The following is a 15163-nucleotide window of genomic DNA, read 5'->3' as shown; positions in this document are numbered from 1 at the left end:
CCGTGTGAACTCTTACGTTGTGCCCGCCAAATCGCTGTGGCCGCCGTGTGACCGTGTGACGGTGTTACCAGAGTTCCAATTGGCCACGGTCGCTGCGCCGGAACGCGGCGGTGCTGAGATCCGAGATGCGCGTCAGGCCTGCCCGCCGGCAGCTGACCTTGAATAATTGCCGGATTTGTTCCGCCACCGGTCCGTGCCCGCGCATCCGGTCGCCGAACCGGGTCGAGTTGAGTTTGCCGTCGCGCATGGAGCGGATCCGGCCAAGGATTTTTTCTTTCCGATCCGGGTAATGCCGTTCCAGCCATTCAGTAAACAGCGGGGCTACCGCCAACGGCAGCCGGATCATCGTCATACCGGCGAACTGCGCGCCGGCCCGGGCGGCAGCGCTGAGCAAAGCCGGCGCTTCATGGTCGTTCAAGCCCGGAATGACCGGCGCGAAGTTGACGCCCGCCGGCACCCCGGCTGCCCGGAGGCGTTCGATGGCTTCCAGGCGCGCGCCGGGTGACGCTGCCCGCGGCTCCATGGTCCGCGCGAGCGCCGGGTCGAGCGTGGTGATCGAGATCGAAACGCCCGCCGCCCCGAACCCGGCGAGTTCGGCCAGAAGGTCGATGTCCCTCGTTACCAGCCGGCTCTTGGTCACGATGAATACCGGGTTGCGAAATTCCGCCAGCACCTCGAGGCATGCCCGCGTGATCTTCAGCCTCGCTTCAACCGGTTGGTAGCAGTCGGTGACCCCGCTCATCGTGAGCGTTTGCGGCTGCCAACCGGGCGCATTCAGCTCCCGAGTCAGTAGTTCTGCCGCCCGGTACTTGACGAAAAGCTTGGTCTCGAAATCCAGGCCGGCGGAGCACCCGAGGAATTCGTGGGTTGGCCGGGCATAACAATAAATGCAGCCGTGTTCGCACCCGCGATACGGATTTACGCTCGCGGCGAAGCCGACGTCCGGGCTTTCGTTGTACGCGATGATCGATTGCGCGTCATCAGGGTAAAGGTGCGTGGGCATGGCAGAGGGTTGGTCTGCCGGTTCGCAGAACTCGTCGGCCTCGTAGTGAGACCGTTCAAAGCGGTTGGCCGGGTTGCCGGGCGCACCGCGGCCACGCCGGGGCAGCTGATCACCCGAAGCCGGCGGATTCATGCATTTACCAGGGACGGCGACGTTTTAACCGCCTGCGTTTTCATCGAGCATGGCCACGTGGACCGAACCGGACACTTCCCGCGGCCGGGCAACCATGATGCCGGCAAACTTCCGGTAGCGGTACAGGTACTGGTGCAGGGGTGCGTCGATGATGACCTGGCGCGCGTCTTTCGAGGCGTGCATGAACCGCAGAACCCCGCGCTCATCGCGGTAAGCCAGGCCGACGTGTTCGGTAAACCCTCCGCGATACGTGCTGCTGATGCAGATCACGTCGCCGTCGCGCAGAGCCGGTTCGATGGCGGCCACGCGATTCTTGGGAATGTGGTAAATCGTTCGCGCCGAAATCCTGGCCTCGATGCGGCGGATCTCCGGTACCAGGGCCAAGTTGTGGCGGAGGTAACGCGAGCTTCGCCAGCTCGCGCTCATTTCGTTTTCGTAGTGCCCCCACATCGGCACGCCTCCAAGGGACCGGGTAAGGTCGGTAACCAGGCCGCGGCGCCGGTTGTCGGCGATCCAATCCTCCAGGTGATGCAGGCGCGACGTGTAGACGCCGTTGCAGTGGCCGCCCCGGTAACGGTCAAGCTCGATCATGGCCAGGAGGTCCTGCGGGCTGTAGGGCGGGTTTTTGACGGCCAGCATCCGGGCGAACCCGAGCGAGATCTCGAAATAGGTCCAGCAGTCGACTCCATAGAGGTTGACCGAAGGCGCCTCGATGTAGTTATCAATTTCCAGGGTGAAATTACGGTAAGGCCGGCCCAGGAGAGCTTTCCCGGCGGCTACCGTCCGTTCTCCCAACGGCAACGCCCGCCAGTTTTCCCGCTCGGCTTGTGCCACGAGCTCGTTGAAGATGGGTTCGCCCTGGAAGACGATTCTGAAGGGGAGAGAACTTGCCGGGAGCGCGGGTAGCCCGGTGAACAGCAGGAGCAGAGCAGCGCAAAACAACAATACCTGGCGCATACGGGAGTAGGAATGGAGAAGAAAGTGGCGGGGATTTTATGGTGCGGCGTCCCTGCCGTCCAGGCATATCCGCCGGAGTCGGGCGGTTTGTGAAGCCGGTGTGAATGCGCGGGGGGCGCCGGTCTTCGCTCGTTTTGTTTGCCTGGGACGAGCGATCCAGGCGCGGCATCGATCCTGACGGCGGCGGCACCGATGGGACGTAATCCATGCTGGTAGCGTTTGCGAAAAGCCCTCTCGAGAGTCTACACTCGTCACCATGACGATCCAGGAGCAAGTCGACCACGACCTCAAGGAGGCGATGCGCGCCCGGGATGCCGGCCGGCTCTCCGTGTTACGCATGGCCAAGGCGGCGCTCATGAATGCCGCGATCGAGAAGTACGGTGCAGGCGGGAAATTGGCTGACCCGGAGGCGTTGGCGGTGATTAGAAAACAGGTGAAGCAGCGCCAGGATGCGATCGCCAGTTTTGACCAGGGCGGGCGGCCCGAGTTGGCGCAAAAGGAACAGCAAGAGATCGTATACCTGTCAGAATACTTGCCAAAACCATTATCTGCAGCCGACATTGACGAGCTCGTACGCGCAGTGATTCAGGAGACAGGGGCCACCTCGAAGGCGCAGATGGGCCAGGTGATGAAACTGGCCACGGAACGCGCGGCCGGTCGGGTGGAGGGCAAAACCCTGAGCCAGGTCGTACAGAAGCATTTGAGCTGATGCCCTTTGTAAGCGCCGTCCTCGTAGCCGCCGGCCGGAGCCAGCGGATGGGATTCGACAAATTGTTGGTGGAACTTGCCGGCCGGCCGGTGCTGATGCATTCCCTGGACCGCTTCGAGCAATGCCCGGCGATCTCGGAGGTGGTGCTGGTCCTGCATCCGGAAAGTCGAGACCGGGTCCGGGCAGCAATCGAATGCGCCGGCCCCTACAGTAAACTCCGCCGCGTGGTCGACGGCGGCAGCGAACGGCACCTTTCGGTGTGGGCGGGATTACAAGCGGTCCATGACGCGGCGGATCTCGTCGCCGTCCATGATGCCGCCCGGCCCCTGGTGAGTGCTGAAACGATCGGGTTTGCCATCGAAGCGGCTGCGGACGCCGGCGCAGCGGCGTTGGCCGCGCCGGTGGTGGAAACTTTGAAACGAGCCGGCAAAGGAAACGTGGTGACAGGCAGTGTGAATCGCCAGGGATTGTGGGCCATGCAGACCCCTCAGATTTTTCGCAAAGGCTGGCTGCTGGCGGCTTACCAGGCCGTGCTGGCCAAAGGTGAAGCCGTTACCGATGAGGTGTCCGCCGTGCAGGCCCTTGGGTACCCGGTCAGGTTATTGGAAAATCCGAACTGGAACCTGAAAATTACTTTTCCGCGTGACCTCGCGGTGGCTGAAAGCTTGCTGAGACCAATTCAAAATGCGATTCGAGACGCGCGAGAGAACAATCGGCCGTAAAGATGACTTTTGTCTGATGATGCAGTACCAGACTACTACCCTCGCCAACGGCGTCCGCGTGGCCACGCGCGAAATGCCGCAAATGAAGAGTGTAAGCATCGGGATTTGGGTCGGCGTGGGCGGGCGTCACGAGTCCGAGCGGTGTTGCGGTATCTCGCATTTTCTGGAGCACCTGCTGTTCAAAGGCACGAAACGCCGCACGGCCCGCCAGATTACCGAACAGGTGGAAGGTCTGGGCGGTTTCGTCAACGCGTTTACCACCGAGGATCACACCTGCTTTTATGCGAAAGCGAGCGCCCAGCACTTACCGGTGCTCGCTGATGTCCTGTGTGACATGTACGTGGATTCTGTGTTCGCCGAACATGAGATTGACCGCGAACGCGACGTCATCCGGGAAGAGATCCTCATGTACAAGGATCAGCCGGCGCAGTATTCGCACGAGTTACTCTCGGAAGTGATGTGGCCGGAGCACTCGCTCGGGCGGCCTTTGACCGGGACGGAAGAAACGATTGCCCGGATCGGGCGGCCCGAGCTGGTCAATTACGTCAGCCAGAATTATAACGGCCAAACGACCGTTATCACGGTCGCCGGCAACTGCTCGCACCAGCAGGTTCTGAATGAATTTGGCGCTCGCTTAAGCGCTTTGCCGCACGGACGGGTGCCGGATCCGCACCGGTGGCAGCCGGGTAAACGGCCGCGACGCATCCTGATTTCCCGCCAGGACACCGAGCAGACGCACCTGGCCATCGGGTATCACGCGGTGAGCCGGACCGATGAACGCCGGCACGCCCTTAAATTGTTAAGCGTGATTCTTGGCGAGAACATGAGCTCGAGGCTGTTCCAGCAGCTGCGCGAGCGGTACGCCTTCTGCTACTCGATCCAGAGCGGGACGTTGCTCCTGGAAGATTCCGGGCTCGTCAGCATCTGCGTCGGACTTGAGCCCGGTAAGTTGCGGAGTGCGCTGCGCGCGATTGCACGCGAGTTGGAAAAGCTCTGCGGGCGTCCTCCGACTAAAAAGGAACTCCGGCAGGCCCAGGAATACACGGTCGGCCAGAATGAACTCGGCCTGGAGAGCACGACGAACCAGATCATGTGGATGGGCGAGTCGATCCTTGCTTACGGCGAAGTGGTCGATCCCGATAACGTCCATGCCAGGTTCAAGCAGGTCACGCCGGAGATGATCCAGGCCGCCGCCCGGACCTGCTTCGCACCGGAATGCCTGGGGATGGCCGTCGTGGGACCGGTCGAACAGGACGCGGTCGAGCGCTGGGTGGAAGAGTTGAACCTGTAGATAGCGTTAGAATTTGCCGCAGCGGGTTTGGCGGGTACGAGTTCACACGGTCACACGGCGGGCGCAGCGGGTGGGGCGGGCACAACGTAAGAGTTCACACGGCGACCACGGCGACCACGGCGGGGAAAAAGGAACTTTGGAGTTGACATCGGCGGCTCTCCTCCAAGCTCGCCCCCGTTACTCGTTACTCGTTACTCGTTACTCGCCACTTCTTCATTTGCGGCATTCTCCGCCGCTCCGAACCCCGAACCCCGAACTCCGAACTCCACCCGACGCCCGGCACTCGTCACCGATGTACCCCGGTGCCGAGGGCGAGCACCCCGAGAAGGCCGAAGACCGACAGCAACGTTTCCATGACGGTCCACGACTTGAACGTATCTCCCAGGCTCAGGCCGAAGTATTCTTTCACCAGCCAGAAGCCCGCGTCATTGACGTGCGACAGGATGAGTGAGCCTGCGCCGATGGCCAGGACCATCAGTTCCGGGCTCACCGTCGGATTGGTCGCCAGCAGCGGGGCGGTGATGCCCGCGCCGGTGATCGTGGCGACCGTGGCCGAACCGGTGGCAACACGGACCAGGGCGGCAACCAGCCACGCCAGGAACAACGGCGACAGGTGCGCCTGGGTGGCAACCTGGCTGATCAGGTCACCAATCTTGACTGCGATCAGCATCTGTTTGAACCCGCCTCCTGCCCCCACGATGAGCACCACGGCCGCGATCGGTTCCAGGCTTCTGCCGAGCAGCCCTTCGATGTTCGTCAGGGTTCGGCCCTCGCGCAGGCCGAGGGCAAACAAGGCATAAAGCAGGGCGATCAGCAGCGCCATGACCGGATCGCCGATAAAGTCGATCGGCGGGCGTACCGGCGAGCCTGCCGCGATAAAGGCGTCGGCGACGGAGCGTCCCATCATCAGGACGGGCGGCAGCAGGATGGCCACCAGCACCGGACCGAGCGGGGGCGGGTTGCCGGTGGGCTTATTCTGGCGCACCTCTTCGATGGTTTCCAGCGCCGGGTGGGCTCCGATCCGCAGGAACTTCGTCGCCACCAACGCGTAGCCCGGGCCGGACAGCAAGCCTACCGGGATACCCACGAGAATGCCCAAAAGGATGGTTTTACCGATATCGGCGTGGAACGTGGCGGCCGCGAGCGTCGGCGCCGGGTGCGGCGGCACCAACCCGTGCGCGACCGATAAGCCGGCCAGCATCGGCAGGCCGATCGCCGTGACGGGCGCCTTCATCCGCAAGGCGATGGTCACGGCCAGGGGGGCGAGCAGGACAAAGCCCACCTCGAAGAACAGCGGCAGCCCGATCAGCAGCGCGGCGAAAAAGATGGTCCAGGGCACCCAGCGGTTACCGCCGAGCGACACCAGCGCGTTGGCCAGGCGGTCAGCACCCCCGGAGGCGACCAGCAATCCCCCGAGCATCGTGCCCAGCCCGATCACGATGCCGACGAAACTCAGGACGTCGCCGAAGCCTTTCTCGAAGTTCTTCACCACTTCATCCGGCTTAAGGCCGCCCAGCAGCCCCAGGCAGAACGAGGCGATGATCAGCGAGATAAATGGGTGGATCTTGAAACGGGTGATTAAAACGATGAGCAGAACAATTGCAAAGAGGGTTGCAACAACGCGCAAGGTGTCGGGGGACATGTCCCGACACTAGCAGGGTTCCGCCGGAAGCAAAGTGACGGGCTGCCGTCGAAAAATTCGCTCGCAACTATACGGGCTTGAGGCCCAGTTGCGCGGCATACCCCAGCACCTGCTGCACAGCTTCTTGCAGGGGCCGGTTCTGGTCGACGACGAATGCTTCGTCCGGTCCGGGTTCCTCCAGGATGGCAAATTGCGTGTCCAGCAATTCTTTGGCGAAGAAGTGGTGTTGGCGCAGTTGGAGGCGTTCGGCCACGACGTGATGGTCGACCTTCAGATAAAAGAAGTAAACGCCTTTCAGACCGCCCTTGAGCCGTTCCCGGTAGACCCGTTTGAGCGCCGAACAGGCGAGCACGCACGACTCGCCCGCTTCCAATTCCTTTTGCAATAGGTCGTGGAGGGACTGCAGCCAACCCTGCCGGTCGTCATCGGTCAGCGGGATGCCCAGATGCATCTTTTCCTTGTTGACAGCCGAATGGAAGTCGTCCGCGTCGAAGAACTTCAACCCGAGTGTCTTGGCAGCTTCCTCGCCGACCTGGGATTTACCCGAGCCGGACACACCGATCATGATCAGAGCCACGGCGTCGCTCACAAGAAGGTCTCTTCGTTAAAACATGCCGCCCAGGCAAGCGAAATCGATCAAAAGGACGCGGGACAGGGCGGCGCCGTCAGCTCTGAAGCAGGTTTTCAAATTCGTTCATGGGCGCGTGCGTCGCCCAGAACATTACCATGCCATCCCGTTCCCGATAAACGATCCGCCATCCGTCGGCTGCCTGGAAGTCGCCGGGCAACCGGGCGCCGGCCAGGGCGTCCTTGGGGAGAACGACCAGGTGGACCAATTGGCCGTCGTGCATGAGGAAGCACGTGAGCGAGATGCGGTAATGATGCCATTCGGTCACCAGGCAGCCTGCCGTATGCATCCCCTTAAGAGCCGCCGGCAGCGTTGGCGCGAGCGGGCCCTGTTCTTTGGCGATGTAATCCTGGGTTGCCGGCAGGCTGGGCGTTAAGAAGTCGAGCTTGGGTCCCGGCTGCCCCGACAACATGGCGAGTGCGTCCTGCTGGAATACGGCCAGGGTATTCTCGCCGTTGGAGCGATTTACGCCCAGCGGCCCGACCAGCACAAGGCCGGCGATGACCAGGACCGCAGCCAGGGCCAGCCAGGACCAGGGAATCCGTGAACGCGACCGGGGCCGCGCCTTGGCGCCTTGCGCGACGGCAATCAAAACTTCTTTGAGCGAAGCCGGCGTTTTAATGCGCTGGGCAGCCTGGAAAATGCGTTGGTCGAAGGCGCGTTGCTCCTCGAACCACTTACCCAGTTCCGGATCGAGGCGCGCCTGCTGGAGAGCATCGGTAAATAACGGATCCTGGGCGTCAGCGCCGTCATGGCGGTATGCGCTCAGGATCACCTTGGCGGTCTCGTTATTCATGGCCCTTTCGTTTGCGTTGAGGCATCGTGATGATTTTCGGATCAACCCCGGTCTCGAGGCCGGCGATTTTGGTCCGAAGTTGCTCTTTGCCGCGCGAAAGGCGCGACATGACCGTTCCGACCGGCACCTCGAGCGTGTCGGCAATCTCGCGGTAGGAAAGTTCCCCCAAATAGAAGAGTTTCAGCGTGACGCGGTAAATTTCGTCCACCTGGTCAAGTGCCTGCAGGATGGTGTGGGCATCAGCCGCCGTGCCCCCGGCATCTTCGGCTGATGGGGCGTCGTGCTGCCCGGGGTGAAATTCAACTTCCGGGTAACTGCTCTGGCGCCGTGCGGTTTTCAGGAACTCGCGTCGCAACGTTGTGAAAAGCCAGCTCTTGAGTTTTTCCTGCTCCCTGATCTGGTGGACATGCTGGGTCAGGATCAGGAAGGTTTGCTGCGTGAGGTCCAACGCCTCGGCTTCGTTGCGGGTCAACGAGTAGGCAAACCGGTAAAGCGGTTGGTAAAAACTCGCCACTGCCGCCTCAAGGTTAATCGTTTGGCCGATCATGAGCTTTGGGGCATCTGCATTGGGCGCATTGGGCGGGCGTCACGTCTCCGGTGGAACAGAGCCGTCACGCTGCGATTTATTCCTGGCAAAAGGTGAAGGGCTGCGGCTTACCCTCCGGCGATAATCCTGGCTGCCGCAGGCGCCAATATGACGTAACTCTGCGCCACCAGGAGACTCGAGACGAAAAAAAAGAGGATTTCCTCAACCGGTAACTGGTTGCGCCACTTAAGGCCGAGAATCTGCCTTTCATCGAATTCCCAGATTCCCTGCCGGACGGCGGTCAGGTCCGCGAAGGTCAGCCAGGCGCCGACCGTCGCCGTCGCGAGAAGGATGGGAGGCAAGTTGGCGAGCAGCAACGGAGCCGCCAGCACCCAGTGGAAAGCCACGACGGGCCCGAACCAGTAAAGGAGGTGAAACAGGTATTGCGCCCGCCGTGGCAGACACCGTCCGAACCGGAGCCCGGTAAACGCCCAGAGTGCAGCAATGGCGCCCACACCGGCAACGACACCGGGCGAATTGAGCGGGGGAGTGGATGGTTTTCGAAAACCCGCCAGACCGGTTAACCCATGACAAAGCAACAGCACCTCGACGCTCTGGATGACAAAAAAGCAGTATTCTTCGACGGGTAAGTGCCAGATCCGGAAGGCGTGCCTGCCGCCGGGAAAACTCCAGATGCCCTGAGCAACGGCGAAATTATCCCACGGGGTTGTAAAGGCGACCACAATGGCGAGGATGACGAGAAAAGCCGCCCAGACCGAAGCCCGCCAGGGCGCCAGGCAGGAAATCGCGCCCGCAAACGCCAGGAGCGGAACGTTAAACCGGAAATGGAATTGGCTGTAGGTCACGGCATGAAGGGTGGTGAAAGGTGCATCTTTGCCTTCTACGTTCCGCAACGCATTTTGTCTCACCCGCTACTCGTTACCCGTTACTTTGATTTGTCAGGCGCTCAAAGCGCAGTTAAAGCACGACGTATGACACCCGAGGCCCCGCCCAATCCACGAGAACACTCTGCCCCTGTCGTTGACGGACCGGAACGCGCGTTCAGCCGGGGCATGTTGTACGCCGTAGGTTTTAAGAAAGAGGATTTTACCAAGTCGATCATCGGGATCGCCTCGACGTGGAGCATGGTCACGCCCTGCAACGTGCACATCGATGGTCTGGCAAAGGCTGCGGCCCAGGGCGTGGACGCGGCGGGGGGTAAGTCGGTGATTTTTAACACCATCACCATCTCGGACGGCATTTCGATGGGCACCGAGGGCATGAGATATTCGCTCGTGTCCCGGGAAATCATCGCTGATTCAATCGAGGCGGTGACCGGCTGCGAAGGGTTCGACGGCGTGGTGGCGATCGGCGGCTGCGACAAGAACATGCCCGGTTGCCTTATCGCGCTGGCGCGGCTGAACCGGCCCTCGGTTTTTGTTTACGGCGGCACGATTCTACCCGGTTGCCTCAACGATAAGTACGTCGATTTCGTGTCCATTTGTGAAGCGATCGGCGCGCATTCCACTGGGAGGATCTCCGACGCCGAACTTGAGCAGGTGGAATCTTGCGCCATTCCCGGTCCGGGTTCGTGCGGGGGTATGTACACTGCGAATACGATGGCGTCGGCGATTGAAGCCCTCGGGATGAGTTTGCCGAACAGTTCAGCCCAGGCGGCCGTTTCCCGCGAGAAGCTCGCCGATTGTGCCGCCGCCGGCGCCGCCGTGCTCGACCTGCTCAAACGCGGGGTCCGGCCCTCGGACATCATAACAAAGGAAGCGTTTGAGAACGCGATGACGGTCGCGATCGCGCTGGGCGGATCAACCAACGCGGTGCTGCACCTGCTGGCCATGGCGCACGCGGCGAATATTCCCCTGAAGCTCGATGACTGGACGCGTATCGGCAAACGCGTGCCGGTTTTGGCCGATCTGAAACCCAGCGGCAAACACGTGATGTGGGAGCTGGTCCAGATCGGCGGGATCATGCCCCTGATGAAAACGTTGCTGCAAGAAGGACTTCTGCACGGCGACTGCCTCACCGTCAGCGGTAAAACGCTGGCCGAAAATCTTGCCGGCGTGAAAGAATATCCGAAAGGCCAGACGATCGTGCATCCGCTGGCGGACCCGATCAAACCGGATAGCCATTTGGTCGTGCTTTACGGCAGCCTGGCGCCGGAAGGCGCGGTGGCCAAGATTTCCGGCAAGGAAGGACTGCGCTTTGAAGGTACAGCCCGCGTTTTCGAATCGGAAGAGACTGCCATGCGTGCCATCCTGGACGGCCACGTGCAGAAGGGCGATGTCGTCGTGATCCGGTACGAAGGGCCGCGGGGTGGTCCGGGGATGCGTGAAATGTTGTCTCCGACTTCCGCCATCATGGGCAAAGGTTTGGGTCAAGACGTTGCCCTCATCACTGATGGCCGGTTCTCAGGCGGCAGCCATGGTTTTGTGATCGGCCACATCACGCCCGAAGCTTTTGCCGGAGGGCCGATCGCGGTTGTAAAAGACGGTGACCCGATCGTCATCGATGGGCAGGGACGCAAGATCGAACTGGCGATCCCGGAAAGCGAACTTGCCGCCCGGCTGGCCGCGTGGAGACAACCCCCGCCCCGTTATAACCGGGGTGCCCTGGCCAAGTACGCGCGCCAGGTCAGTTCGGCATCCCTGGGAGCGGTGACGGACCTGTAAGCAAATGCCACAAGCGGAAAAATGCCACAAATGACAGAGCTGCGTTCAAGGCTCCGGGCAGGAGAACAAGGTCCCGAATTACGGCTTCTTGGGTCGGAGCTTGCGCCGATCCCGAAATTTTTCACTTACCATCGTGATGCCTTATGAAAATCGTCGAACTCGCATTCACCGTTAATCCTGTGACCAACGTGCAAAGGGCCCGGGAGTTTTATGAAGGCGTTCTCGGCCTCACGCCGAGCGTGGTTCACGAAGGTCACGGGATGGCGTGGGTCGAATACGAGGTTGGACCGGGCGTGCTGGCCCTGGGGTTCGGTGTCGAACAATTCAAACCATCGGGTGACGGCGGTACCGTCGCGCTTGAAATGGAAAATTTTGAAGAGGCCATCCGGGAGTTAAAGGAGCGCGGTTGCAGGTTTATCTTTGAACCGATGGAGACGCCGGTCTGCCGTATGGCCGGCGTGTTTGATTCGGAAGGCAATACGCTCATCATTCACAAACGGAAAACGGGTTCCGGTACGCAGTGACGGGTAGCGAGTAACGCGTGACGGGTAGCGGGTGCGGTTACACGCCAAAGCCACGGAAAGAAAAAAATCCGCGGCGCCCTCGGACAACGCAAAAAAGAGAAATCATCCACAGATTACACCGATTGACACAGAACAAGGTGGCATCGTACGCCGCTCTCCGGCACTCATGCGGCCGCTTCGATCCTTGCACCCGTTACCCGTTACCCGTTACTCGGCACTGAGTTGATGGCATTTTTCAGGAGGGCTGCCGTTGCCGACTTCGCGATCCGCTCCAGCCAGCGTAACCGGTCGGGACACCGGAAGCGCAGGGCGGCGATCGATTCGACGAGTTCGCCCGTGGGTTGCAGTTCCAGCAGACCCCAGCCGACCGGCGCTTCCTCAGCACGAATCAAATCAGGCGGCGTGACCAGGTAATGCAGGTCGGCCAGTTCGTAACGGCCCATCTGGTCGAACTTGGTCCCCGCACGCAGTTGCCGGTGAATCCGGGCGATTTTATCGATCGTCAGCCGGTAGCCTTGATGCTCAAGGAGGCTGGTGTCGAAGGTATCGTACTCAGGGAAGAGTGAATCGCCGCGGCAGAGGTGCGGATGGTGCACCCGCAGCAGGCGCTCCAGATCGATCCGCCGCTGTTGCAAGGCGGCCAACTGCTCCTGCAGGCGGTTCCGGCGCCGGTTGTCCTTCAAAAGATCGCTGCGCGCCTGTTTGCACTCGAAAACCGCCACGAGCGCGCTCGGGCAGAAATCCGCGTCCGCGTTCCGGAAGGCCCGGTACGCCGCAACGTCGACCCGGAAGGAAGAACGAGGGGCGGCAACCTCAAAGGCCAGGCTGCGAAAGCCCCGCTCGTACGCCCAAAAGGCAACGACTTGCTTAAGTTTGGAGTGCAGGGCTGTTTCTGACCGCGACATCATTGCCGGAAACTTACATAAGCGTTCGGGGTGACCGGCAACAGCAGAAAAGAAGACCGCAGATCATGCTCAGGCGGCGGGCGGCACGGTTCGGTGTAGGAGGCGCGTGAGAATGGGGAACGTTGAGGCAAGCTACCCTTAAGACTCTATTACCCTGCCAAGGCAAAACTACGGGCAGAACCGTAACCTGAAAAAGCCCGTGTTTGACTTCTGCACCTCCCCATCATTACGCTCATCTGCGATCGTGGAAACGCACGCTTTTGGCTTCATCTTCGGGGCCAACGCTTCGGAAGGCCAAGAGCGATTTCCTATGACTAACAATTATGGCGTGGTGATCGTGTGCCGTTACCAGCAACCCCCGGAGGCATGAAATGAAATGTGTGATCTGCGGAAACGAGGTTCCTTACCGAACTGTGGAGGAAGGCGGCATGCACCCCTGGTGCAGCGCAGACTGTGAGGCGAAGTGGAAAACGCGCAACAACTTTCTATTTTTCCTGAACGAGAGGGACCTCAAGAAGGCCACCTGGTCGATATCGGGCGAGCAGGTGCTGGGCCTGGTCATGCAGCGCGGCTGGCTCGACAATGATCCGTCCACGCTGTCTCAGGTAAGCGAGGTGTCGACGGCCGTGCGCCCGTTGGCGATGGAGCATGAAGTGGGAAGCGAGTTTCACAAAGAGGCCGTCCACATGCAGCAGCGCGGGACTAAGGAAGTGCTTGATCGGGTAAAAGTTTCCGTAAAGAAGACCGGGAAGAAGATCACAGTTGAGAAGACCGACGTTAAAGGGCGAAAATTCAAAAGGGTGGTCGACGAAACGGTGGAGGAGAGGATCCCCATCTACAAGACGGTGCCCAATATCATCAAAGTCGACATCACGGCAGACCAGATGCTCGAGATTGCGCTGATGGCCTACAACACGGCGATCGAACTGAAGGAGAAGAACCTGCCCGTCATCCTTTACCGCGTGTCTTCGAAGGGCACCCTCACGTCCGAGGAGAAAAAGAAGCAAACCCTGTCGAGTTCGGTGCATGCCTCCGTGGGCGGCACCGAGGTCTGGCCGCTGCAGAAGACCGCGGCCTGGATCCAGGGCGCCATGCGGGCTCGCGTGAGTTTCGTACTTCTCAACGATCCGCGCGGCGATGATATCCTGATCGGCGGCATCAATAAGGCCTCGGACGCGGTCTATGTGCGCGAACTGCACCAGATCACCTGCATGAAGTACCAAATCAAGCAGGCAACCGCGGCACAAACGCCGAAGAATCTGCGGGGCAAGACCAAGTTGTTCTGCCTGGAGCCTCCGGAAGAGTCCCTGGGCCCGTTACCGCTGGTGCCGCGTGTCAATGCCAGTGTCGACTGGAGCCATACCTGGGATTCGAGCAAGTCGAATTTGACCCTGGGCGCCGAGCCTACGCTGATCCGGGATCACCTGCGCCAGATGTTCGTTGACGCCGGCAAGAACCTGAGCTTGCCCCTGTATTAGGTCGCCGCTGCGCGTCATCGCTTTTCAGTTGAGATTGGAACGGGGACCGTCAATGTAACCGGACGATGTCTCAGCCAGTTAAGCTTTTCATTCCCGGGCCGGTCGAGGTTTCCGCCAGGACGCTTGCCGCCATGACGGCTCCGATGATCGGCCACCGCGGCAACGATTTCAAAGCGCTGTACGAGGGGCTCATGCCTGGCCTGAAGACCCTTTTCGGTACTCAGCAGCCGGTGTTGCTCTCGACATCCTCCGCCTGGGGCATCATGGAAGGCGCCGTGCGCAACCTGGTGAAGAAGGGTGTGCTGAACTGCATGTGCGGCGCTTTCTCGGACAAGTGGTACGACGTGTCCAAACGCTGCGGCAAACCGGCCGAGCCGCTGCAAGTCGACTGGGGCGAGCCGATTGACCCGGCTGAAGTCGACCGCCGGCTTGCCACGGGCCGTTTTGACGCCGTGACGCTGATCCACAATGAGACCTCAACGGGTGTGATGAGCCCGCTTACGGAAATCAGCGCCGTGGTTCGCAACTACCCGGAGGTGGCGTTTATCGTCGATACGGTTTCGTCTTTCTCGGCGGTGCCCATTTTGATGGACCAGCTTGGCATCGACCTGATGCTGACCGGCAGCCAGAAAGCCCTTGCCTTGCCGCCCGGCCTTTCGCTGTTCGCGTGTTCAGAGAAGGCTTACCGGCGAGCGGCTGAGCTTCCGGATCGCGGGTATTATTTCGACCTGATCGAATTCAAGAAAAATGCGGAGCAGTTTATGACGCCGAGCACGCCGGCGATTCCCCACATTTATGCGCTTCGTTCCAAGCTGGAAGACATCTTTCAGGAAGGCTTGGAAGCCCGGTACCAGCGTCACCGGGACACGAATGCGCTTGTGCACCGGTGGGTGGACTCCAACGGCTTTGAATTTTTCGCCAGGGAAGGGTTCCGATCGGTCACCTTGACCTGCGTCCGGAATAACCGTGGCATTGATGTTGCCGCGTTCGTCAAGAGGCTGCGCCAGGAGCACGGTTTTCAGATCGATGGCGGGTACGGCAAGGTTAAGGGGCACACGTTCCGCATTTCCAACATGGGGGATGAGACGGTTGCGAGCATGAAGCCGTTGCTTGAAGCGATGAGCGCGGTTTTGCGCGGTTAAATTTATTCGGTGGGCGGTCGTAAC

The 15163-nt window shown here is 60.7% G+C and carries 15 protein-coding genes; 7 read left to right on the top strand and 8 right to left on the bottom strand.

Annotated elements, in window-relative coordinates; genetic code table 11:
- Positions 1–64 precede the first annotated feature (64 nt).
- Together JO015_21970 and JO015_21965 are read right to left on the bottom strand one after the other, a co-directional pair.
- On the bottom strand, positions 65–1135 hold the full coding sequence (locus JO015_21970) for a PA0069 family radical SAM protein (protein ID MBW0001774.1): 1071 nt from the start codon (positions 1133–1135) through the stop codon (positions 65–67).
- A 24-nt stretch (positions 1136–1159) separates the two neighbouring features.
- Positions 1160–2092 (bottom strand): DUF1460 domain-containing protein, encoded by a 933-nt coding sequence (locus tag JO015_21965; protein ID MBW0001773.1) that lies wholly within the window; start codon positions 2090–2092, stop codon positions 1160–1162.
- 256 nt (positions 2093–2348) lie between these two features.
- On the opposite strand from JO015_21965, the gene JO015_21960 reads away from it, so the two are divergent.
- From JO015_21960 to JO015_21950, 3 genes are read left to right on the top strand one after another with little or no spacing between them, the layout of a single operon-like run.
- Entirely contained in the window at positions 2349–2801 is a 453-nt protein-coding gene (locus JO015_21960; GenBank protein MBW0001772.1) for a GatB/YqeY domain-containing protein, read from the top strand.
- Positions 2801–3523 carry a 2-C-methyl-D-erythritol 4-phosphate cytidylyltransferase gene (gene ispD / locus JO015_21955; protein ID MBW0001771.1) on the top strand — a complete coding sequence of 241 codons (723 nt, stop codon included), beginning with the start codon at positions 2801–2803 and terminating at the stop codon, positions 3521–3523. Before JO015_21960 ends, ispD begins: the two co-directional genes overlap by 1 nt.
- Positions 3524–3539: 16 nt before the next feature.
- Positions 3540–4814, top strand: coding sequence for an insulinase family protein (locus JO015_21950; GenBank protein ID MBW0001770.1), 1275 nt, complete (start codon positions 3540–3542; stop codon positions 4812–4814).
- Positions 4815–5100: 286 nt separating this feature from the next.
- Here JO015_21950 and JO015_21945 read toward each other — a convergent pair whose 3' ends face one another.
- The 5 genes from JO015_21945 to JO015_21925 form a co-directional block, all read right to left on the bottom strand.
- The gene (locus tag JO015_21945) at positions 5101–6456 is read right to left on the bottom strand and encodes a permease DsdX (GenBank protein MBW0001769.1); all 1356 of its coding nucleotides are present in this window, start codon (positions 6454–6456) and stop codon (positions 5101–5103) included.
- A gap of 67 nt (positions 6457–6523) precedes the next feature.
- Complete coding sequence (locus JO015_21940) at positions 6524–7045, bottom strand: gluconokinase (GenBank protein MBW0001768.1); 522 nt, start codon at positions 7043–7045, stop codon at positions 6524–6526.
- Between the two features lie 76 nt (positions 7046–7121).
- The gene (locus JO015_21935) at positions 7122–7880 is read right to left on the bottom strand and encodes a hypothetical protein (protein MBW0001767.1); all 759 of its coding nucleotides are present in this window, start codon (positions 7878–7880) and stop codon (positions 7122–7124) included.
- Positions 7873–8427 (bottom strand): RNA polymerase sigma factor, encoded by a 555-nt coding sequence (locus JO015_21930; GenBank protein ID MBW0001766.1) that lies wholly within the window; start codon positions 8425–8427, stop codon positions 7873–7875. Before JO015_21930 ends, JO015_21935 begins: the two co-directional genes overlap by 8 nt.
- 107 nt (positions 8428–8534) lie before the next feature.
- The gene (locus tag JO015_21925; GenBank protein ID MBW0001765.1) at positions 8535–9335 is read right to left on the bottom strand and encodes a lycopene cyclase domain-containing protein; all 801 of its coding nucleotides are present in this window, start codon (positions 9333–9335) and stop codon (positions 8535–8537) included.
- 63 nt (positions 9336–9398) lie between these two features.
- Between JO015_21925 and ilvD the strand changes: the two genes are divergently transcribed.
- Together ilvD and JO015_21915 are read left to right on the top strand one after the other, a co-directional pair.
- On the top strand, positions 9399–11090 hold the full coding sequence (gene ilvD / locus JO015_21920; protein MBW0001764.1) for a dihydroxy-acid dehydratase: 1692 nt from the start codon (positions 9399–9401) through the stop codon (positions 11088–11090).
- A gap of 143 nt (positions 11091–11233) precedes the next feature.
- On the top strand, positions 11234–11614 hold the full coding sequence (locus JO015_21915; protein ID MBW0001763.1) for a VOC family protein: 381 nt from the start codon (positions 11234–11236) through the stop codon (positions 11612–11614).
- 200 nt (positions 11615–11814) lie between these two features.
- Here the strand turns inward: JO015_21915 and JO015_21910 are convergent, their stop codons facing one another.
- Positions 11815–12522 (bottom strand): hypothetical protein, encoded by a 708-nt coding sequence (locus JO015_21910; protein MBW0001762.1) that lies wholly within the window; start codon positions 12520–12522, stop codon positions 11815–11817.
- A gap of 410 nt (positions 12523–12932) precedes the next feature.
- On the opposite strand from JO015_21910, the gene JO015_21905 reads away from it, so the two are divergent.
- Both JO015_21905 and JO015_21900 read left to right on the top strand, forming a co-directional pair.
- A complete protein-coding gene (locus JO015_21905; protein MBW0001761.1) occupies positions 12933–13997 on the top strand; it encodes a hypothetical protein in 1065 nt (354 codons plus the stop codon).
- 65 nt (positions 13998–14062) lie between these two features.
- On the top strand, positions 14063–15139 hold the full coding sequence (locus JO015_21900; GenBank protein ID MBW0001760.1) for an alanine--glyoxylate aminotransferase family protein: 1077 nt from the start codon (positions 14063–14065) through the stop codon (positions 15137–15139).
- The last annotated feature ends 24 nt before the right edge of the window (positions 15140–15163 follow it).

It is taken from the genome of Verrucomicrobiota bacterium (genome assembly GCA_019247695.1).
Lineage (GTDB): Bacteria > Verrucomicrobiota > Verrucomicrobiia > Chthoniobacterales > JAFAMB01 > JAFBAP01.
This window is presented reverse-complemented; position numbering and strand designations above follow the sequence as displayed.